General features: G+C 43.7%; 17 protein-coding genes. 9 read left to right on the plus strand and 8 right to left on the minus strand.

Translation table 11 applies throughout. The annotated features are described in order from the left end of the window. Positions 1-225: 225 nt before the first annotated feature. On the minus strand, positions 226-4,353 hold the full coding sequence (locus LN893_RS09100) for a hybrid sensor histidine kinase/response regulator transcription factor (RefSeq protein ID WP_229969501.1): 4,128 nt from the start codon (positions 4,351-4,353) through the stop codon (positions 226-228). A gap of 244 nt (positions 4,354-4,597) precedes the next feature. Continuing rightward, the gene (locus LN893_RS09105; protein ID WP_229969502.1) at positions 4,598-5,470 is read right to left on the minus strand and encodes an AraC family transcriptional regulator; all 873 of its coding nucleotides are present in this window, start codon (positions 5,468-5,470) and stop codon (positions 4,598-4,600) included. 466 nt (positions 5,471-5,936) lie between these two features. On the opposite strand from LN893_RS09105, the gene LN893_RS09110 reads away from it, so the two are divergent. The 9 genes from LN893_RS09110 (at position 5,937) to LN893_RS09150 (ending at position 18,555) form a co-directional block, all read left to right on the plus strand. Further along, the gene (locus LN893_RS09110; RefSeq protein WP_229969503.1) at positions 5,937-7,076 is read left to right on the plus strand and encodes a glycoside hydrolase family 26 protein; all 1,140 of its coding nucleotides are present in this window, start codon (positions 5,937-5,939) and stop codon (positions 7,074-7,076) included. A 71-nt stretch (positions 7,077-7,147) separates the two neighbouring features. After that, positions 7,148-9,019: a sodium:solute symporter family protein gene (locus tag LN893_RS09115; RefSeq protein ID WP_229969504.1), complete on the plus strand. Its 1,872-nt coding sequence runs from the start codon at positions 7,148-7,150 to the stop codon at positions 9,017-9,019. A gap of 57 nt (positions 9,020-9,076) precedes the next feature. Further along, complete coding sequence (locus LN893_RS09120; RefSeq protein ID WP_229969505.1) at positions 9,077-10,276, plus strand: glycoside hydrolase family 130 protein; 1,200 nt, start codon at positions 9,077-9,079, stop codon at positions 10,274-10,276. Between the two features lie 17 nt (positions 10,277-10,293). After that, a complete protein-coding gene (locus tag LN893_RS09125; RefSeq protein ID WP_229969506.1) occupies positions 10,294-11,529 on the plus strand; it encodes an AGE family epimerase/isomerase in 1,236 nt (411 codons plus the stop codon). 19 nt (positions 11,530-11,548) lie between these two features. Next, positions 11,549-12,778, plus strand: coding sequence for a glycoside hydrolase family 27 protein (locus LN893_RS09130; RefSeq protein WP_229969507.1), 1,230 nt, complete (start codon positions 11,549-11,551; stop codon positions 12,776-12,778). 121 nt (positions 12,779-12,899) lie between these two features. Continuing rightward, positions 12,900-14,306, plus strand: a complete 1,407-nt coding sequence (locus tag LN893_RS09135) for a sialate O-acetylesterase (RefSeq protein ID WP_229969508.1) — start codon at positions 12,900-12,902, stop codon at positions 14,304-14,306. 73 nt (positions 14,307-14,379) lie between these two features. Continuing rightward, positions 14,380-15,690: a glycoside hydrolase 5 family protein gene (locus tag LN893_RS09140; RefSeq protein ID WP_229969509.1), complete on the plus strand. Its 1,311-nt coding sequence runs from the start codon at positions 14,380-14,382 to the stop codon at positions 15,688-15,690. An 89-nt stretch (positions 15,691-15,779) separates the two neighbouring features. Next, positions 15,780-18,107, plus strand: a complete 2,328-nt coding sequence (locus tag LN893_RS09145) for a glycoside hydrolase family 3 N-terminal domain-containing protein (RefSeq protein WP_229969510.1) — start codon at positions 15,780-15,782, stop codon at positions 18,105-18,107. Positions 18,108-18,231: 124 nt separating this feature from the next. Beyond that, the gene (locus LN893_RS09150) at positions 18,232-18,555 is read left to right on the plus strand and encodes a hypothetical protein (RefSeq protein ID WP_229969511.1); all 324 of its coding nucleotides are present in this window, start codon (positions 18,232-18,234) and stop codon (positions 18,553-18,555) included. 110 nt (positions 18,556-18,665) lie between these two features. Here LN893_RS09150 and LN893_RS09155 read toward each other — a convergent pair whose 3' ends face one another. The 6 genes from LN893_RS09155 to LN893_RS20725 form a co-directional block, all read right to left on the minus strand. Then, complete coding sequence (locus tag LN893_RS09155) at positions 18,666-19,127, minus strand: DUF4268 domain-containing protein (protein ID WP_229969512.1); 462 nt, start codon at positions 19,125-19,127, stop codon at positions 18,666-18,668. 49 nt (positions 19,128-19,176) lie between these two features. Next, positions 19,177-20,280: a mechanosensitive ion channel family protein gene (locus LN893_RS09160; protein ID WP_229969513.1), complete on the minus strand. Its 1,104-nt coding sequence runs from the start codon at positions 20,278-20,280 to the stop codon at positions 19,177-19,179. Between the two features lie 214 nt (positions 20,281-20,494). Further along, positions 20,495-21,391 (minus strand): aldo/keto reductase, encoded by an 897-nt coding sequence (locus LN893_RS09165; RefSeq protein ID WP_229969514.1) that lies wholly within the window; start codon positions 21,389-21,391, stop codon positions 20,495-20,497. A 54-nt stretch (positions 21,392-21,445) separates the two neighbouring features. Then, positions 21,446-21,991, minus strand: a complete 546-nt coding sequence (gene yjjX, locus LN893_RS09170; protein WP_229969515.1) for an inosine/xanthosine triphosphatase — start codon at positions 21,989-21,991, stop codon at positions 21,446-21,448. A gap of 345 nt (positions 21,992-22,336) precedes the next feature. Then, entirely contained in the window at positions 22,337-22,810 is a 474-nt protein-coding gene (locus LN893_RS20720; RefSeq protein WP_369427665.1) for a glycosyl-4,4'-diaponeurosporenoate acyltransferase CrtO family protein, read from the minus strand. A 213-nt stretch (positions 22,811-23,023) separates the two neighbouring features. Further along, positions 23,024-23,104: a hypothetical protein gene (locus tag LN893_RS20725; protein WP_369427667.1), complete on the minus strand. Its 81-nt coding sequence runs from the start codon at positions 23,102-23,104 to the stop codon at positions 23,024-23,026.

Genomic DNA, 23,104 nt, shown 5'->3' on the forward strand with positions numbered 1-23,104 from the left:
TATGAAACTTGCTGAGCCTAGAGCAAGAGAAAAGAACTGCTCCCTCAGGCTTTCCAGCACTACACATTAGAGCCTTAAAAGCTTCGACACCTTATGTTGTACAGGTTATGAAGTTGCTAAAACCGCTACATCTCTAAACACAGAAACGGCAACAACCGCAGTAAAAATAATGCGATTGTTGCCGTTTCTGTGTCTAGAGATGTGTAATGTGGCTGATTGTAAGTATCAGTTAAGAGAGGTTTGTTTCTGCTTAGATTCGGCATAAGCAGATGGCAGAATCTGATATTCTTCTTTGAAATATTTTGTAAAATATTTTCGGTTGTTAAAGCCGACCTTATAAGCTACCTCGGCCACCGTCAGTTGGCTTTTTTCTAATAACTGTGCAGCGTGTTGTAGCCTTATCTTCCTGATGAATTCCACGGGGGAAGTACCTGTGATGGCCAACAACTTCTTATAAAGATGCACCCTGCTCATGCCCAGTTCCTTGCTCATAAGCTCAACAGAGAAATCAGGATCAGATAAATTTTCCTCCACTACCCTGATGGCATTCTGGACAAGTTTATCATCTAACGAAACAATCTGCTCTTCACTTGACTGTACACTTATCTTCTTCTCCAGCGCCTTGTGCAGCAATTGGTGCTGCGTAACCAGATTTCTAATACGGGAAAGGAAAAGCTCTAAACTGAACGGTTTCGTAATATAGTCATTTGCCCCAATATCCAGCCCCTTCACCTTTTGCTCCTCAGCAGTATGGGCTGTAAGTAAGATAAAAGGTATATGCGAGGTACGGGCGTCGTTTTTAACTTTTTTGCAAAGCTCTATCCCGTTCAGCTCTGGCATCATTAAGTCGCTTACAATCAAATCAGGCAAGCCAGCTAATGCCTTTTGCCAGCCTTCTTTGCCGTTTTTCGCTTCTGTGATGGTATAGAATGCACCAAGACTGTCTTTCAGATAACTACGAAAATCTTCGTTATCCTCTACAAGCAATATGTTGGGCTTCGATTCTGCATGCACAGCAGCTTCTCCATCTTTCTCCTCCGCATGCACCTTGGTTAGCACTAGACTTTCAGTTTCATAGCCTACAGCTTCTGTTATCTCCTTATAAGAGGTAAGTTCCTTAACAGGTATGGTTACCGTAAAGCAGCTTCCCTTGCCTGGTTCACTTTCTACTGTTATCATGCCACCGTGTATTCTCACAAACTCTTTTGTGATTGCCAGCCCAATGCCACTCCCTTGGTTTAGAAAATTGCTTGGAACATCGTTTTTATAAAAGCGCTCAAAAATTAATTCCTGCTTTTCTTTGGCTATACCTATACCAGTGTCTTTTACTTTTAGCTCTACTATTTTCAATCCTTCAGAAGAAGAATCGTTGTCGTGGCAGTTCACCTCCACATCTATACTGCCATACTCGGGCGTAAATTTAAAAGCGTTGGAAAGCAGGTTGAAGAGTATCTTTTCCAGCTTGTCCATATCGAAAGACGCCTGTAGTTCATCTAGGTTAGCATGGAAAGTAAGCGTGATATTCTTTTTCTCCGAAAGTTCTGAAAAGGAGTTGACGGACTCTTTTATAAACTTTACAATATTCCCCTCACAAGGGTATAAACTCACTTTCTCAACTTCCAGCTTTCTAAAGTCCAGCAACTGGGTCACCAAGTTAAGCAAACGTTTCGCGTTGCGGTTTATCATCTGGAACTGCTTAAGCTGCTCTGGTTCGGTTGTAGAGTTTAGGAGCTTATCGAGAGGGGCTAAAATAAGGGCAAGTGGGGTTTTTAACTCATGGCTCAGGTTTGTAAAGAACCTGAGCTTCATCATATCCAGTTCGCGCAATTGCTTTGCTTCTCGCCGCTCCTGCTCTAGCACAAACTTTGATCTTGTACGCTGCAACTCTATCTTCCTGATAAGTATAAGCAACCCTACAGCTGTGAGCATGTAAATAAAATAAGCTGTATAAGTTCTCCAGAAAGGCGCCAGCACCACTAGCTCCATAGTAGCACCTTCCCTGTTCCAAACCCCGTCGTTATTCGATGCCATCACTTTAAACTGATAAGTACCAGGGTCAAGGTTAGTATACGTTACACGCCTGTTAGCGCCATCGGTAGTGTGCCACTCTTTGTCAAATCCCTCTAGCTTATACCTATATTGGTTCTTTATTGGCTGCAGGAAGTTTAGCGCCGCAAATTCTATCGAAAACACATTCTCGTCATGCTCCAGCGTAATAGACTCTGTCTCGTTTATCGCACTCGTCAGTTTACCTTTGCCATTGGGATGCACTTCGATGCCCTGGTTAAACAACTGGAAATCTGTAAAAACCACTTTAGGAACAGACTGGTTGATGCGCAAATCATGCGGATGAAACAGATTAAACCCGTTTGGTCCACCGAAAAGAATTTCCCCCTTTTTTGTCTTGTAAGCTGCATTTTCATTAAAAGACTTGCTCTGCAGCCCATCCGACTCATCGTAGTTTCTTGTTTTAAGCATTAACGATTTCGCATCTTTCCCACTCAGGATGAGCTGAGAAATTCCATTCGGGGTACTTACCCAAAGGTTGTTACTATTATCTTCAACTACATTAAGTATGATGTTGTGCGGCAGGCCATCTTCTTTTGTAAAAACTCTGAAAGACTGATCCTCCTCATTATACAGGTTAAGACCTTCGGGGGTGCCAAGCCAAACATTATTCCTGCTGTCACAGAAGATGGTAAAAATATTATTACTGCTTAAGCTGTTCGTGTTTGTAGCACTGTTAACAAAGGCTGTAACCTTACCTGTTTGTCTGTGCAGCACCTCAACACCTTTGTTACCCCCTATCCAAATGTTACCTTTATGGTCTTCGGCAATGGCAGCAACATACTCCGCCTTTACCCTGGCTTTGTTTTTTGTTAAGTAATGGTGAAAGGCTTCTATTTTTCTGTCAAAGAGCTGCAATCCGCCATGCATCGTTCCCACCCACATATTGCCTCTAGAATCTTCGAACAGCTCCCATACATTATTGTCAGAAATAGCAAGCGCATCAGAAGCTTCACTTGTATAACGGATAAACTTTTTGCCGTCAAATTTATTCAGTCCACCCAGGTAGGTTCCTACCCAAAGAGTATTCTCTTTATCTAATAGTAAGCTTACAACAACATCGCTGCTTATACTGCTGTGGTCCTTAGGGTTGTGCCTGTAACGGGTATATTTGCCTGTCTCACGATTAAAGTAAAGCAGTCCTCCGCCGTTTGTGCCTATCCACAAGTTCCCTTTTTTGTCTTCTACAAACCGGTTAACATCATCGTAAGGCAACGTCCCCTTAACCAAAAGCTGGTTTTTGAAATGCTGAAAGCGAATCGCATCTTTATGATAATAGTTTACCCCTTTCTTATAAGTACCTAACCATATTATACCTTCATTGTCTTTATAAAGGGCATTGATACTATTGTGCACCAGGCTACTTTTTACCTCTGGGTTGTGCACCACATACTGCACACTAAAATTCGACTTATCTATAATATTTATACCACCATGGTCTGTACCCAGCCAAATATTACCTTCAGCATCTTCGACTATACCGCGTACTAAATTACTGTTTAAGCTGTGCGCAGGTGAGTTTTTGTGAAAATGGATGAATGATTTTTTCGATGAGCTAAAGTGGTAAGCTCCTATGCCATCAAAAGGGGAGTAAATCCATAGGTCATCGCCTTTATCTATGGTTAACTTCAAACCTTGTGCAATGCTGTTGCTACTGATTTGATCAGCCAGGTAAGGTATTCTATCAGCAACCTTTAAGGTAACTTGGTTTAGCTTTTCCAACACACCACTTTGGTTCATAACCCAGTAAAAGCCCTCTGAACTTTGCGCAATGGCTGTTATGTTGTTTGAACTAATAGAGCTCCGATCGTGCGGATTATGCTTGAGCGTTACAGAAGTCTGCGCTTTAGGGTCATATTTAGTTATTCCCTGACCAGGCTGTACAAACCAATAGTTGCCCTGCCGATCTTTTACAATCTCCTCAATTTCGCCAACTGGCAAGCTATACCGTTTCAAGAAGGCATGCTGGTCATGAGAAAACTGTTCCGTGGTCGGATTATAGACATCGAAGCCACCATTCATCACTTTTACCAGAATATTTCCTGCCGGATCTTCAAAAAGCTTGCTTACATTGTTTCCACTTATAGATCCAGCATCTTTTGAGTCGTGCCGAAAAGCCTTGATATTGTAACCATCATATCGGTTTAAACCTGCATCTGTACCAATCCAGATAAACCCTTTGCTATCTTTAAGAAAACTTGTGACTTGGTTATGCGACAACCCGTTATTTACATCGATAAGAGAGAACCTGTACTGGTCCTGTGGAGCAGCTAGTACTTGGGACAAGCAACAGAAAAGAAATATCACGACAGGAAAAAGCCTTGTAAATCGCATAGTTGCTGTGATAGCTTAAATGATAATGGCTCCTAATCTACAGAAAATTATCCAGAAACACTCAATTAAGCTATACACAAAAGCTTAACATTGAACAAGTACTCACTTATAGACACTACAACAGAAGTAATTGCAGTTCAAGCAGATAGCTTAAACATCAAGTTTGGCTGCTGTTCCGCACAATACTTTTAGTGGTTTAAACAAATACTCTGGAGCCGGAATAGTTTTGGCGAAATTCCTTTGGCGTACAGCCGTTTTTCTTTCTAAAAATCCTGTTAAAGTACGAAAGGTTATTAAACCCACACTTGTAAGATATCTCTGATATGGTTTCTGTTGTGTCAATCAACATTCTAGAGGCATGGCCAAGCCTGATCTCGTTCAAGCTTTCAATGAAAGTCTTTCCTGTTCGCTTTTTAATAAACCTACTAAAGGATACCTCCGTCATGTTTACAACCTTTGCTACATCCGCCAGCGAAATTTCCTTCTCGTACGAGTTCTGCATGAACTCAAATACTTTCTCAATTCTTCGGCTATTGTAGGAAAAGTGTTCAGCTGTAAAAGAGCTATTAGATAGCGTACGCATATTGCGCGACGTAGACAAATCATGTAATATAGAGATTAACTCCAACACCGAATCGAAACCACTCATCTGGGTAAGCTTCTCCAAACGGGGTCTGAAAGTCGTTTTGACCTCATCCGAAAAGGAAATACCTCTGCTTGCCCGCTCTAAAAGCGTCCGTATAAAATTAAGCTGGTTTCTGCGCAGCAGCTTGTCATCAAACAAGTCCCTATGAAACTGAAGGGTTACCTCCACAATCTCATTGCTTTTGCATTGGTGCGTAAACCATCCATGAGGCAAGTTGCTCCCCACCAGCACTAAATCCATGTCGCCTATTACTTCTGTGTGGTCACCAACAATACGCTTGGTACCTGCCGCATTGGCAATAAAGTTTAACTCAAACTCCTCGTGGTAATGCAACGGGAAGTTAAACTCTTGCTTTTCCCTTGAAAATATAGTAAAGCAATCATTTTGAGTAAGAGGCGTTATTTCACGGTATATAGTGCTCATTTAAAACAATTTAAACAATTAAAAACCAAAGCTTCAAATATATTGCAAGAGAGATAAAATAAGAGCATTCTTTTAGCAGCTAAAAATCACTTCCTCTGCCGCTTCAGCATATAAAGCAAAAATCAGAAGACGCCCCATGTCCACATCCAAAACTCAAACAAATTCATCTAATAATGCTGCATCATAATCTTAAACCAACAAAATTTTCGTCATAAAGCTGTTTAATCTTAATCACACACAGCACATACAAATTCGCTTAGTCTCTGACTAAACTAGCCTCAACATACGCAAAATAAAATATACAGGTCAAATAAAGGATAAAATAGTATTACAAAACGGGATATAATCTACCTAACTTTGTTTTCGAAAGGTGAGGCCTCAATCATAGCATTGAGTACAAGAAATCGCTTCTCACTACAGACTCTCTTTAAACGACAACATATTTCTCATTCAGAGAACCATAAATATGCATAAAAAACTGCGTTATTTCACACTTACCTGGTTCGCGGCTTCTGTATGCCTTTTGTCTTCCTGCTCTCAGAAATTTTACCAACCTATCAACGCACAGGCCACATCAGAAACAAAGAACCTGTATGCTAATTTGAAAAGAATTTCTGAAAAAGGAATTATGTTCGGTCACCAAGACGATCCTGCCTATGGTATTGGCTGGAAATATGAAGCAGGTCGATCTGATGTAAAAGAAGTAGTAGGTGATTACCCTGCGGTAGTTGGCTGGGACCTGGGGCACCTGGAGTTAGGCCACACCGTAAACTTGGATAGCGTGCCATTTGACCAAATGCGTTCTTTTGTTCAGGAAATTTACGCTAAAGGAGGCTTAAACACCTTTAGCTGGCACCCAAACAACCCTACAGACCCAGCCAAAACCAGCTGGGACAAAGCAGACTCCACTATACAACAAGTATTTTCCGACCCTGCCGCTATGGGCACCTATAATGCGTGGCTGGACAGGCTGGCTGTTTTTATGTTAAGCTTAAAAGGCCCTAACGGCGAGTTAGTCCCTGTTATATTCAGACCATTCCATGAGCATACAGGCAGCTGGTTTTGGTGGGGGAAAGACCATGTTTCTCCAGAGGACTACAAAAAATTCTGGCGTTACACAGTAGATTACCTCCGCAGCAAGAATGTAAATAACCTGCTATACGCCTACTCCACTGACAAATTCAAAACTAAAGAAGAGTACCTGGAGCGCTATCCTGGTGATGACTATGTAGACGTGCTGGGCTTCGACTCTTACCATATACCGCAGTACGACCCAGCTAACACATTTATACCTGATACTCGCCGAATGGTAGAAACCATCAAGCAACTTGGGCAGGAAAAAGGAAAGGTATGGGCCTTTACCGAAACAGGCAGAGAAACCATTCCAGAGCAAAATTGGTGGACACAAACATTGCTTCCAATTGTGCAGGATGCTGGTTTAGCTTATGTGCTGGTGTGGCGAAACGGACGACCTGACCATTTTTACGCACCTTATCTGGGTCAGGAAAGCGCTGAAAATTTTAAGACATTCTACCAGCTGCCAAATACCCTTTTCTTAAAAGACGTAGCAACTGAAAATATTTATCGCAAGCCACCTACTAAATAACAACAGGTGTAGTAAAATTTCATCATAAGTTGCTCATCCTAATTAACCTAACAAGACAAAATCCTCACTAAATGAGATTATCAGCAATAGATATTGGCATTATCCTGCTTTACCTGGTGGCCGTGGCTGCCATTGGATTAGTAATGCAACGCAGGGCAAAAGCAAACAAAGAGGCTTACATGCTTGGTGGCAACACCTTGCCATGGTACGCACTCGGGCTTTCCAATGCCTCTGGCATGTTCGACATTTCAGGCACTATGTGGATGGTGATGCTAGCGTTTGTGTATGGCCTGAAAAGCATATGGATTCCGTGGCTCTGGCCCTCATTCAACCAGGTTTTCCTAATGATGTTTCTGGGAGCCTGGCTACGCCGCTCCAACGTTGCCACAGGGGCCGAATGGATGCTTACTCGCTTTGGAAATGGCAAGGGAGCTAAAAAGTCTCACGCCATTGTGGTTGTTTTCGCTCTCATCAGCTGTCTCGGGTTCCTGGCGTATGGTTTTATCGGGCTCGGTAAGTTCGTAGAGATTTTTGTACCGTGGTCGGTGGTGCAGCCTTACATGCCTTTCGACATCCCTGCTGAGTTTGTGCCTCATTTCTATGGACTGCTGTTTACTTCGTTTGCGGTATTCTATTCTATACTTGGAGGTATGGCCAGCATCGTATGGGCCGATGTATTGCAGTTTGTAATCATGACGGTAGCTGCAGTCATAATAGGCGTGATGGCTATCAATAATCTGGAGATCGCAAACCTAAGTGTACCAGAAGCTTGGAAAACGCCATTTTTCGGTGCCACTTTAGACTTAGATTGGACAGGTATCATAGATGAAGTAAACGATAAGATAAAGGATGATGGGTTCTCTCTTTTCGGCATCTTCTTTACGCTGATGGTATTTAAGGGAATTTTGGCAAGTATAGCAGGGCCTACGCCTAGTTATGATATGCAGAAGGTGCTATCCGCCCGTTCGCCACAGGATGCAGCGAAGATGAGCGGCTTTGTATCGCTGGTACTCATCCCGACACGCTACCTCATGATTATCGGTTTTACCGTGCTGGCTATCCTCAACTACGAGCAACTGAATCTAGAAACAGTTACGGGCGACATAGATTTTGAAAGAATACTTCCTGCTGCCATACAAACCTTTGCTCCTACTGGTGTGATGGGCTTATTGCTGGCAGGTTTGCTGGCAGCCTTTATCGGCACTTTTGCAGGCACACTTAATGCAGCACAGGCCTATCTTGTGAATGATGTCTATCTGAAGTATTACAACCCAAAGGCATCCAACGAAGTGGTGAGCCGCATGAACTACCTAACAGGAGTTGTAGTGGTATTGATCAGTGTGGTAATTGGTTTCTTTGCCCAGGATGTAAACAGTATTCTGCAATGGATTGTGGCTGGCCTTTATGGTGGCTATATCTCTGCCAATGTGCTGAAGTGGTATTGGTGGCGCTTCAATAACAACGGCTTCTTTTGGGGCATGCTCGCTGGTATAGTGCCTGCACTCATATTCCCATACATCTTCGATGGCCTGGACCTGTACTACTTCCCGCTGCTGCTTTTGATATCGTTAGCAGGTAGTATCATCGGTACGCTTACAAGCCCTCCTACCGATATGGATACACTAAAGAGCTTTTATAAAAATGTTCGCCCGTGGGGTTTCTGGAAGCCAGTGGCTGATGTCGTAAAAGCAGAAAATCCTAACATAAAAGAGAACAATGGCTTCTGGCTTGATGCCTTCAACGTTGTAATTGGCGTGCTAGGCCAAATGTGCTTAACAGTAGCTCCTATTTACCTCGTGATTGGCATGCATACGGAGTTGTACATTACCCTCGGGATTCTGCTGGTAGTGTGCGTTATCCTCAAAAAAACCTGGTGGGACAAACTGGATACCCACAATGGTACCCTCACCGACAGCAAGAAAAAAGCACTTATAAATCATTAACCAAACAATAAAGCTTTTGCCAGAGCTTGCCTCGGCAGAATTAATAATTGAATACCCATGAAAACTGCGTTCAACGAAAGACTTCAACAGTTAGAAGAAGCACATAATAGCTTAATTACGCGAAAAAATGAGAAGCTGCCGTTAGGTAACGGTGTGTACGACCGCTATAAACACCCTATTGTAACGGCGCAGCACACGCCACTTTTCTGGCGCTACGACCTTAACCCAGATACAAACCCCTATCTGATGGAGCGCATCGGCATGAATGCGGCTTTTAACGCGGGCGCTATAAAATTGAATGGCAAATACTTGCTAGTAGTAAGAACAGAAGGCGTAGACCGTAAATCGTTTTTTGCCGTGGCGGAAAGCCCAAACGGCATCGACAACTTCAAGTTTTGGGACAGACCTATTACGCTGCCAGAAACAGATGAGCCTGATACGAACGTGTATGACATGCGCCTGACGCAGCACGAAGACGGCTGGATCTACGGACTTTTCTGCACAGAGCGTAAAGACCCAAACGCAGCGCCTGGCGACGAATCTGCAGCTAATGCGCAATGCGGCATCGCCCGCACCAAGGACCTGGTTAAATGGGAACGCCTGCCAGACCTGAAAACTAATTCTCCACAACAGCGCAATGTGGTGCTTCATCCAGAGTTTGTTGATGGAAAATATGCTCTTTATACTCGTCCGCAGGATAGCTTTATCGAAGCTGGTACCCGCGGAGGTATTGGTTGGGGTTTGGTGGATTCTATGGAGAACGCAGTGGTTCCTGAAGAGTCTATTATGGATGAGAAGCGCTACCACACAGTATACGAAGTAAAGAACGGTCAGGGCCCTGCTCCTATCAAAACAGAAAAAGGCTGGTTGCACATGGCACACGGTGTACGTAACACAGCGGCTGGCCTGCGCTACGTGCTGTACATGTTTATGACAGACCTGAAAGAAGTAAATAAGGTGATTTACAAGCCAGGAGGCTACTTTATTGCACCAGAGGGTGAAGAGCGTATAGGTGATGTATCGAATGTGGTATTTGCCAACGGTTGGATACTAGACGAAGATGGCACAGTATTTATCTACTACGGTTCTTCAGATACAAGAATGCACGTGGCTACTTCTACAGTAGATAGGCTTTTGGATTATGTGGTAAACACGCCCGCCGACGGTTATCGCTCAGGTGCTTCTGTAGAGCAACTAAACATGCTGATTGATAAGAATCTGGCCTACATCAATTCAAACCAAAAAGAACTGGTATAGTAACAATCATTAATTACATGCAACATTACGAATCCGAAATAGCAGGAAAACTTAGAAGGTACGCTGTTGAAGCGAAGACTGAGTTAGAAAATATACTTGCATTCTGGATGAAACATGCCCTGGACGAACAGAATGGTGGTTTTGTGGGGCAAATGCATAACAACGGCACTATAAATCAAGATGCCCCGAAAGGCGGCATCCTGAATACCCGGATTCTCTGGTCTTTTTCGGCAGCCTACCGCCATACGCAAAACGAACAACACCGCCTGATAGCAGAAAGGGCCTACAACTACCTAATGCAGCACTTCTGGGACAAGGAGTATGGCGGTATTTACTGGTCTGTCAATGCAAAAGGTGAACCACTTAGCACCCGTAAACAGATTTATGCCTTAGCTTTTGCCATTTACGGTTTGAGCGAGTATTACTTAGCCACGCAAGAGCCTAAAGCCCTAGAAGCTTGCAAAGAGCTTTTCCAATGGATAGAGCAGCATAGCTTTGATGCGGAACAAGGCGGTTATCTGGAAGCTTTCAGCAGAGAGGGTGAGCTGATTGAAGACCTCCGCCTGAGCGAAAAAGACCGCAATGACCCAAAGACTATGAATACGCACCTGCATATTCTGGAGGCTTACGCCAATCTGTATCGTGCATGGCCTGACGAAAAGCTGGCGAAGCAACTGGGGGGGTTAATCCATGTGTTTCTGAAACACATAGTGGACGCTGAAACAGGGCACATGAAGCTGTTTTTCAGTTCCGACTGGCAATCTACCGCCAATCTTGTTTCTTATGGCCACGATATCGAGGCTTCCTGGTTATTGCATGAAGCGGCCGAGGTTTTGGGTAAAGCAGAACTCCTGCACCAGGTAGAAGCCTCTGCCATAGCCATGGCAAAAGAAGCAGCCACAGAACTACAACCTGACGGCAGCTTATACCACGAACTTAACAAAGAAGAAAACCACTATGATAAGCACCGTGAGTGGTGGGTAAGCGCTGAGGCGATGGTTGGTTTTCTGAATGCTTACCAGCTAACAAAAAACGAACTATACCTAAATAGCTCCTGGAACGCCTGGCAATTCTCAAAAAATCACCTTTTAGACAAAGAGAAAGGTGAATGGCTCTGGGGTGTGTACGACGACTATAACATCATGAAATCCGAAGATAAAATTGGGTTCTGGAAGTGCCCTTACCATAATGCACGTGCTTGCCTGGAAGTGACGAATCGTTGCCAAAAGCTACTCAATCTATCAAGTCTATAACAAACGAGATTAAGCATACATGAAAAAGCTACTTGTATTCTTTTGCGCATTAATATCCTGTGCAACAGCATTCAGCCAAGGAAACAACTATGAGCAAACCTATGAAAAGTTCGAGGGCCTGGCGCTAACACCGCCGATGGGCTGGAACAGCTGGAACAAATTTGCCTGTAACGTAAATGAGCAGCTGATCCGAGAAACGGCTGATGCAATGGTAGCTTCTGGCATGAAAGAAGCTGGTTACACTTTCATCAACATTGATGACTGCTGGCACGGAGAAAGAGATAGTTTAGGTTTTATTCATCCAGACCCTGAACGCTTTCCTTCTGGTATGAAAGCCCTGGCAGACTATATCCACTCAAAAGGCCTCAAGTTTGGCATCTACTCCGATGCTGGTTCTATGACCTGCGGCGGACGCCCTGGAAGCCGTGGCTACGAATTTCAGGATGCACTGACTTATGCCAGCTGGGGAGTAGATTACCTAAAATACGACTGGTGCAACACCGAAGGCCTGAAAGCCGAAGGCGCTTACATGACCATGAGTGCCGCTTTAAGAAGAGCAGGCAGACCAGTGGTACTCAGCATTTGCGAATGGGGTACCGATGAGCCCTGGAAATGGGGGCCGCGTGTAGGCCACTTGTGGAGAACTACAGGCGATATTTACAACTGCTTCGACTGCGTGGAAGACCACGGCACCTGGAAATCGTGGGGTGTGATGCAGATTTTGGACAAGCAGGAAGGGCTGCGCCAGTATGCTGGCCCAGGCCACTGGAACGACCCCGATATGATGGAGGTAGGCAACGGCATGACCGTAAACGAAGACAGAGCCCACTTTGCTATGTGGAGTATGTTAGCAGCTCCACTTATTGCAGGAAATGACCTGCGCAAAATGAGCAAGGAGACAACTGAAATCCTGACAAACAAAGAGGTAATCGCAGTTAACCAGGACAAACTAGGGATACAAGGTTTTAAGTATAGTAGCAACAACGGCCTGGAAACCTGGTTTAAGCCTTTGGATGGTGGTAAATGGGCAGTAGTATTTCTAAACCGCAGCGATGCAGCTCAGACTGTTACCTTCGACTGGCGCAAAACTTCTATCAAAGACGAACTGTCTAACAGGGAATTGAATGCCAGCAACGACACCTATAAGGTTCGAAACCTTTGGTCGAAAAAGGATGCTGGTACAACTAAAAAAACCTTTAAAGCGACAGTACCAAAGCATGATGCTGTGATGCTGGTGCTTTCAAAATAAGCACAAACCATTAAACTAGAGATTTGGCGGCCATAGATTCTTTATCAGAACTATAGCCGCTATTTTCCCTTTTGTACTTTCTCTAAACTGGCAGTAACTAACCATTGAATACTATTTAAAAATGAAAGCGACTTATCTGCTCTCTTTACTTATACCTGTACTGGCACTGTTCAACACGCAAGAAGCAAGCGCAAACGTACAACTGCCAGCCATCTTCGGTGACCATATGGTGCTGCAGCAAAACGCAGAGGTAACCATGTGGGGTTGGGCCAAATCAGGAGAAGAAGTTATTGTTACGCCTAGTTGGAACCAGCAACCTATAAAAACAAAGGCTAGCAACCAGGCAAAATGGGAAGTAAAACTACAAACTCCAGCAGCAGGTGGTCCCTATTCCATCAAAATACAAGGGTATAACACTCTTATGATTAACGATGTGCTGTTAGGTGAGGTATGGCTTTGCTCGGGCCAGTCGAACATGGAATGGTCAGCAAGAGCCGGTATAGACAACGCAGAACAGCATGTGGCACAGGCAAATTACCCTTCCATACGTTTTTTCAGCGTTGCCCACAGAACTGCAGATGCACCACAATTAGATTTAGGCGGCGAATGGGTGGTATGTACTCCAGAAACCATGGTCGATTTCAGCGCCATCGGCTACTTTTTCGGTCGTGAAGTTAACCAGAATTTAAAAGTGCCTGTTGGCCTCATTAACAGCAGTTGGGGAGGCACACCAGCAGAAATCTGGATGAACCCCAAAGCCATTACCGAGAACAAAACGCTAGTTGAAGATGCCGCAAACTTAGAGGAAGTAGAATGGGGACCTGTGCAGCCAGGAAGAGCTTTTCATGCCATGATTTCCCCGCTTATCCCCTATCGCATTGCGGGCGCTCTTTGGTACCAGGGCGAGTCTAACACAGGAAGCCCTGAAAACTATGCTGAACTACTCCCCGCCCTCATCAACAACTGGAGAAACGAATGGAAGGACAACTTTCCGTTTTACTTCGTGCAGATTGCCCCATACAATTACGGCGATAATTTTTCTGGTGTACTTCTGCGCGACGCTCAGCGCAAGGTGTTAGACAAAACAGAAAATACGGGCATGGTGGTGATCAGTGATATTGGCAACCCCGATAACATACACCCTACGAACAAGCATGATGTAGGCTTACGACTGGCAAACCTGGCGCTGAATAAAACCTACGGAAAGAAGGAAAAGCCTGCAGGTGGGCCGCTCTTCAGAGATATGAAAGTAGAAGGAAATAAAGTACGACTGCACTTCGACAATGCCGACAAAGGTTTAGTAGCAAGAGGCAAAAAATTAACTGAATTTGAAGTGGCTGGTGAAGATCAGAAATTTGTACCGGCAACAGCCAAAGTTGTTGGAAATACCGTGGTGGTGCAAGCGAAAAGCATCAAAAAGCCTGTTGCCGTACGCTACGCTTGGAGCAATACCGCCAATCCTAACCTTTTCAACAAAGATGGTTTGCCAGCTTCCAGCTTCAGTACCAGTAACGAATCCAAAAAATAAATCTACCTGGAGTTATAAACTTGTAAGCTTGTAGCAAAGCCTAAAGCTAGATCAGAACCTTGATTTACACACGATGAAGAAAATAAACCTGACAATACTCCTGCTCTTGGCACTCTATGTTAGTGCAATAGCACAAAGCACTTCCAAATTCGTTAAAAAAGACGGGCAGCAGTTTACACTGAACGGAAAGCCTTACTACTACATCGGAACCAACTATTGGTACGGTAGCTTACTTGGCTCTACAGGCGAAGGTGGCAATCGTGAGCGGCTTCTGAAAGAGCTGGATCTGATGAAGAAGAACGGCATTACCAACCTTCGTGTACTGGTTGGTGCCGAAGGCCCAAATAACCAACCCTATAGAGTTACTCCTGGTTTACAGATGTCTCCTGGGGTGTATAATGATACGCTGCTCGCTGGGCTTGACTTCCTGATGGCAGAAATGGGTAAAAGAAACATGCAGGCGGTACTGTATTTGAATAATAGTTGGGAGTGGTCTGGTGGTTATGGCCAGTACCTGAACTGGAACGGCTACGGCGAAATCCCTTATGCCTTGGCCAATAACAACGACTGGGCCGGCTTTATGAAGTATGTAGGGCAATTCCACAGTTGCGAACCATGCAAAGAGCAGTTTGCCGATTACGTGAGGCATATCCTGAATCGCACCAACCGCTTTACAAACAAGAAATATACCGAAGATCCTGCCATCATGGCTTGGCAAATAGCCAATGAGCCGCGTGCTTTCTCCACCGAAAACATTCCTGCCTATGAGCAATGGATTCGCAACACAGCCGCTTTAATTAAATCTATTGATAAGAACCACTTGGTTTCCACGGGTTCAGAGGGTTCGCATGGCACAGAAGGCTCCTTGCCAGATTACAAGCGTATACATTCCGACCCTAACATCGACTACCTAACCATGCACATCTGGCCGAAAAACTGGGGCTGGCTGGATGCTAATAATATAGGTGGCACTATAGATACAGCCATCGCACAAACCGAAGGCTACATGAACAGGCATATTGCCGTTGCCCGCGACCTGAATAAACCAATTGTGATGGAAGAATTCGGTTTACCACGTGATAACCACACCTACTCCCTCTCCGACAAAACCACCAACAGAGACAAGTACTATAGCTATATCTTTGATAGAGTACTGCAAAGCGCAAAAACAGGAGGCCCATTGGCAGGTTCTAATTTCTGGGCTTTTGGAGGAACCGCACGTCCTAATTCAACTCGTGAGTTTTGGCAGAACGGTGATGACCTGATGGGAGATCCGCCACAGGAAGAACAAGGACTGAATTCTGTTTTTGACACAGATACGACTATTCCGCTTGTAGCAAAATATGCAAAGGCTATTCAAAAAGCTACAAAGAAAAAGAAGTAGCTATTAGCGCATTAAGCCAGCACATTTTTTCAGAAAAATCAAAAATATCGCTTAACTATACCATTCTTTAGTTTCAACTAAAACAAAAAATGAGATACAGTAAATCCTATTTGTTACTGCTTGCAGCTGCGGCACTTCATTCTTGTGGGGTAACGCAATCCAGTCAGTCTACCACAGAAGATGCTACACAAGCAACGGCGCAGCAACCCGCTACACAAGGCACTAAGCCAAGTCAACCTATAAACCAGGCTATCGAAGACATGATAGCGAATATGACGGTTGAGGAAAAAGTAGGTCAGATGACGCAAGTTACAATCGACCTTATTCTGAAAGATGGCCAGCCAACCACGGTAGATGAGGCAAAGCTCCGTACCGCCCTTATCGATAAAAAAGTAGGTTCTATACTTAACGTAATGGGCCGTGCTTATACAATTGATGAGTGGCACCAGGTAATTACGGCCATCCAAAATATGGCTACAAAAGACACCAGACTTAAAATACCTGTGCTTTATGGTATTGATGCCATTCATGGTGCCAATTATCTGGCAGGCTCTACCCTGTTTCCGCATAACATTGGTATGGCGGCCACTCGTAACCCTGATCTTGTAAATCAAGCGGCGAAGATTACTGCCATCGAAACAAGAGCATCTGGTATTCCCTGGAACTTCGACCCTGTGTTAGATGTGGGCAGACAGCCTCTTTGGCCACGTTTCGAAGAGACTTTTGGAGAAGATGTGTACGTGGTGAAGACCATGGGTGCAGCCGCCATCAGAGGTTATGAACAGGACAATCTGAATACCGACCACACGGTTGCCTCCAGTATGAAGCACTTCCTGGGTTACTCTGTGCCAGGTAGCGGTAAAGACCGTACGCCTTCTTACATTCCAGAGCAAATGTTGCGCGAGATCTTCTTGCCACCATTCAAAGCTGCTGTAGAGGCGGGAGCTTCAACTGTTATGATCAATTCTGGTGAAATTAACGGAACGCCTGTACACGGCAGTAAATATTACCTTACAGAAATCCTGCGCGACGAATTAGGCTTCCAGGGCGTGGCTGTTTCTGATTGGGAAGACGTTATCCGTTTGCACACCAGGCACAGAGTAGCCGACTCACCAAAAGAAGCAGTTCGCATGGCTGTAGAAGCTGGTCTGGACATGAGCATGGTTCCTGTAGATTATTCGTTCTATGATTTATTGGTAGAACTGGTAAAAGAAGGTACGGTTTCAGAGGAACGCATCAACACTTCGGTACGCCGCATACTTACCCTGAAGAAGAAATTAGGCTTGTTCGAGAACGCATTCCCGAAAGCAGAGCTTAAGAACGAGGTACATAAGCCAGAATATGATAAGATAGCTTACCAGGCAGCGGCAGAAAGCTTAACCTTGCTTAAAAACAACAATAATACCCTTCCGCTGAGCAAAAACAAGAAAGTATTGGTTGCTGGCCCTACTGCCAACACACTGGCTTCGCTGCACGGCAGCTGGTCTTATATTTGGCAAGGAACAGACGAAAGCCAATACCCAGAGAAAGCACAGACCGTGTTGGAGGCTTTACAGGCAGAGTTAGGCAAGAATAATGTAATTTCTCGCTCAGTAGCAGATTTTACAGCTGCAGCCAACTATGATGTAGCACAACTGAAGCGCGATGCACAGCAGGCGCAGGCAATTATACTTTGCCTGGGTGAGAAAGCATACGCAGAGAGTCCTGGAGTAATTGATGATCTGAACATTGAAGCAAACCAGATTGCACTGGCTAGAGCAGCCAAAGAAACAGGCAAACCTGTTATACTGGTATTGCTGGAAGGCAGACCCCGCATAGTTTCTGCCATAGAGCCTTTGGTAGATGCCGTTGTGATGGCTTACAGACCATCTACATTCGGTGCTCCAGCGCTTGCCGATGTACTTTCAGGTGACTATAACCCGAACGGCGTATTGCCTTTTACTTACCCAAGATATTCAGGAGACGTGGTGCTTTACGATCATAAAGGTACAGAACGTATCCGTGAAGACGTACCGAACACCTACGGCGACAGAGGTTTCAACCCGCAGTGGACGTTTGGAACAGGCTTAAGCTACACTACTTTCAACTTATCTAACCTAAGTGTAAACTCGGCTAATTTCGGACCGAATGACAACGTACAGGTATCAGTAAGGGTGAAAAATACAGGTAACAGAGCAGGTAAAAAAGTGGTAGAGCTTTACAGCCACGACCAGTACGCCAGCGTTACGCCAAGTGCCAAAAGGTTAAGAGCATTCACTAAAGTTGATCTGGCTCCAGGTGAAGAGAAAACAGTTAATTTCACTATCACCGCTAAAGACTTGGCATTTGTAAACCAGCAAGGTAAATGGGTAACAGAACCAGGTGCTTTCGATTTGATGGTAGGCGACCTTAAAACAACTATCAATTACCAGGAATAGGTAACTTCCGATAATCCTTTTTTACAGCATCCTCTTAGGCTACCTAAGAGGATGCTGTGTTTATAGCCATACTATATTTTTCACCATTATAACTTTTAAAGCAGTTTTTACATAAAAGGACATTATGAAGAAAGAAGATTTCAGCAATTGGGATGAAGAACGCTACAAGGAGCTAAATGCTTACTTTCGGGTAAACATCAACAAACTGCTTGAGTCAGACCCGTATCTAAAAGATATTTTGGCGGAGAAAGGAAGCCTGCAGTTAGAAGATTTGGTGGACAGAATGTCTATAAAAGACCAGCAACTGTGGCAAGAATTTTTGGAGCTCGATAGAATAAAGCTGCACAAGGATATGCAAGACCACCTCGAAGGAAAAGGCACGCCCTATTCTCCCAGAAACGGCTTCGGAAAAACCAGCCTCGATGATCAGGAAGAAGAAACCTGGTAACCTATCTTAAATTAGAGATTCTGAAATAGAAATGAGCTAGAAAATCTCATCATCTCACAGCTCATTTCTAAAAATCACATTCTGAAAGTAATACCAGCATGTATTGAAAATCAGCGCAGACTTTCAAAGCTATACTTGGCATCGCTCCAGAATTCGTCTAAGGCAATAATTCTGGGCTTAAAAAAAGAGATCAATGCTGGCCAATCATCTTTGTTGAACACATTAACGGGCTTTAGCTCTTTGTAAATTCTACTGATGGTTTTACCAAATTCATCAGATGAATGTAGTTCCCACTCCCACTCTTCACCTAGGGTATCATGCAGGTAGTTCTTTAACTCGAGGAACTGCTCATAAAACATTTCCTGAATTTCCGCATCAGGATGTGTCAGTTCAATGGCGATGGAAGCCTCTCTTTTATCAGCTCGCATCCTGAAATAAACATCTTTAATGCCTGTCTTATAGTTTATCCAATTCACCCGCAGCCCTTCAGCCGCAGGATGAGGGGCAATGTAATTTCCGAAGGTTGTCCAAAAGGACTGCCTCAACTGCGATGCTTGCTCTCTTGTGTACATTGCTATTTGAACGTCAGACTATAAAACAGAAGAACTCATACTGCCACTGCTAAGGTTGCAATGGTAACTTTGCCTCTTCCCCATTTTCATTCATCACAAAAAGCGTACGAGTTGGGTAAGCAAACTCGATTCCCATTCGCTGAAACTCCTCGAATATGCGCATATTAATGCCCTGCTGCACATCCATGTACACGTTGTAATCAGACGAAAGCACATAATATACAATCTCAAAATCAAGGCTCGAATCGCCGTATGAGGCAAAGTGCGCACGATCGAATTCCACAGGGTCCTGCTCCAGCACAATAGATTTTAGTGTGGCAGGAATCTGTTTTAGTTGCTCGTGAGTTGTTTGGTAGATTACGCCCACTCTAAACAGCACACGGCGGCGCTGCATGCGTTTATAGTTATGGATGCGAGATGTAGTAAGGTCGCTGTTGGAGAAAACCAGCTGCTCTCCCGATAAACTTTTTATACGAGTCGTTTTAATTCCTATGTAATCTATAACCCCCATTTTATCATCTATGATAACGAAATCACCGATTTCGAAGGGCCTGTCGAGGAAAATAACGAAGTAGTTGAAAAGGTCGCCAAGTATATTCTGCGCAGCCAATGCAATGGCAATACCACCAATACCCAAACCTGCAATAACGGTTGTTACATCGTACCCCATGTTATCGAACAGGAATATTAGGCCAATAAACCAGATGATGATGTTGATGATCAGCATCAGGCCGCCCAACTGCTTCACTTTTTCCTCGCCGTTAGTCTGCCTTTTTACAATAGACCGCAGCACAAACAAAGCCACCGTAGACACAAACCTGATAACAAGAAACGTAATGACGACAGTGGTGGCAACCTCTAGTATTCTTTGAAATTTAGCTGAAAGGTTGAGGTAGCTGATACCAAAATAGATGACACTAAAATACAGGACAGGAAGTACAAATCTGTCTATACTCTCAACAACATAGTTGTCTAAGTTAGTATCGGTATGATCAGTCCACTTTTTAAGCCTGGTAAGTACAATACTTTTAAAAAGCCTTATGAGCAGCAGACCAAGTAAAATGATACTGACGGCAATAATGTAATCTAATACAGTATTATTAAAATAGGTTTGCTCCAGGAAGTCTTGCGCGTTATCGACTGCGTCTATCATTGTTTTTTAACTAGTGGCTGAAAAGCAAAATTACTAATCATTAATTTATAAGTCCAGCCGTTAAGGCTTTTAGAGAGGATACGAGAAATCTAAATTTGCATTGCCTTAAATTGGCAAAAATATACTTCTTATTGGTTTACAAAGTTTTATAAAAGACACAGCAGATGGTGGGCTACTGCTTAACTCAAACTCAAAAAGTTGAAATAAACTTTACTTATCGATGCTGCTCATACTTTTTGGGACTTAGTACCTGCATTAGCTTCTGCATATCAGAATAAGCTAACGGTACCGACTGCGCTACTCTAACAGCATCAGAAAGCTGCTCAGCAGTACGAATACCGAGCACTGCCGACGAAACAGTATCGTGGTATAAGACAAATCGTGCAGCTACTTCTGCTTCACTCCTTTCAGGCCCTGCTAAAGCACGCACAGCACCTGCAGCCTGCGCAACCTCTGCTTCAGAACAACCTAGATAGGGCTTGGCAGGCTTGCCTAGTAAAAGTCCTTGCGCATAACTTCCTCGGGCAAGCACACTAATCTGGTGCTCATGCAGCAGGTCCAGGCACTCCTCCTCTGGCCTTCGGTCAAGCAAGCTATATTGCATCATTACACTCGAAATGTTGGAGCGCTTTACATATTCGCGTATCACATTTGGGCGGATAGAAGAGATGCCATAATAACGTATTTTCCCTTGTCGTTTCAGTTCTTCAAACGCTTCTATGGTCTCATCTATGGGGTCTTCTATGGTGCCGCCGTGCAACTGGTAAAGGTCTATGTAATCGGTTTGCAACCGTTGCAGACTTTTATTTACTGCCTCCAGAATATAGGATTTGCTAGGGTTCCAATCCCAGCCGCTTCCGTCGCTGCGCCACTGGTTACCCACTTTCGTAGCAACAACAACCTTATCACGCATGCCTTTAAAAGCTTTACCAACAGTTACTTCGTTTTCTCCTTGCTGATAAAGATCGGCGGTATCAAAATAATTTATGCCTGCATCCAAAGCACTATGTAGTAGTCGGGCATTTTCTGCATGGTTTCCTTCAAGCGACATGCACCCAAAACTTACTTCACTTACTTTTAGTGTTGATTTTCCGAGAGTGTTATACTGCATCTTTACATTACAATGATTAGGAAACCTTACTAACGCAAGAAGCCAGGCATAGGATTAATAAAGCTCCTCATTCTTGAAAGGCACGAGTGCCAACACAACCGCCTGCTCATATAACTGCTGTCTGTCCAGTACATTTTGGGTAAGAATACCGATGGCCCCACCTGCCTGCTTGGAGTTAGAACGGCTGAAAACCATATCATCGGCAGTACCTAATTCTATTCCCTGCTCTACCAGTTCGGTTACAGCCTGCGGCAAAAAGAAGGCACCAGATCGCGCTTTGCCAACTTTATCTCCTGACCGAACGACAATCCAGGCAAACGCAGCAAGTTCTTTTCCCATTGGTGCCACACCTCCTTCAATACCTATCCAATAATCTGCTTCAGGATGTGCCGCAAAAGCATTGTTAACCCGGTTCTGAGCACCTTCCAAGGTTTCCTCATCCGTCATCGGCTGGTCAGCCACCTCAGACGGCACCGACACAGGTATAGCTTCGAAAGCCAGATCGGGAAACATCTGCTGAAAGCCGCCCAAAGCTGCTTTCACTTTTACTGGATTTTTAGAAGATACGACAACTCTTTTCGGCTTTTGATCTTTGTTCATTGTCTATTGGCTGCACCAAATTAAAATTAGAAATCATGAATTAAAGGTTTGAATAACGCTCCCCCTCCCGAATTATGTCATATTTATATGGTGAACAATTGTCAAACTTCATTGACCACGGTAATGACATTACAACAAATATTCCTCCGTAGTATCCTCCGCCATTTTCGCAAAGTCCTGCAAGTATAAAAATCGAAGTTAATTTTTAAAAAGTTATCCGAAGCCTATGTTTTCTTGAGAGGAGTTGTCATCAAACTTTTTCCTTTGTCTTTTAAAGGTTGCGCAAAAACGTGACTAGTGCAAATGATGAGCGAGGCGGAGCCAAGTAATAAGAACTGCACCTTGTTAACAGAAGATGTTCTTTTTTTCACTTTGTTTGTGCTGTCTTTCCATCAATTTAGATATTCTTATTCTTTGTAGTTGTAAAGAGAGAAAAGGATATAGATTAAATATTACATTAGAAAAAGTTATATAAAGAAATTCATTGATGCGATTCCTAAATAATAGGAATAAACAACTACCAACAAGCACAAGATAAAAAGCCAATAAGTGATTGCGTTCTGCCTTATTAATTTCAGCATCCACTCTTATAATTTCTGGGAAAGTGCTGTTTCTTAAATAAACTCCAAGATTTAAAAACTTAAATGGCGAGTTTCTAATTATATAGGAGAAGATGGGAACGCCCAAGTACCTATTTATCCTATCTGATTTTATTAGAATCTTTGTGTTATTCTCTAGAGAGTTTAATTTAGAAGATGAGAATACAATCAAACTTATCAACCATGATAAAGTAATAAATAATACACAGGTAGATATCATAAAGCTATGTTCGGATGAAAAGTAAAATCTTCTAAAGGCATAATTTTAAGTTTTACATTTACAGTTAAATAATGGCTTAACGTAATAATCTTCGAAAGAGTACAAGTGTACTCTTCGGCTTGAACCGCTGAAGCAACAACGGACGCTAGATTGAAACAACCAAAATCAAAAGGCCCTACCTGTGTTGTACCGCCTTTTGATTTTGTTACAGGATTACATCAGCTCCCTTAGCCTCTGTGCAGCCGTCTCGGGAGTGATGTCGCGCTGCGGGTCTCCCAGCATCTCGTAGCCCAC

The sequence above is a fragment of the Pontibacter harenae genome, from assembly GCF_020907245.1.
Lineage (GTDB): Bacteria > Bacteroidota > Bacteroidia > Cytophagales > Hymenobacteraceae > Pontibacter > Pontibacter harenae.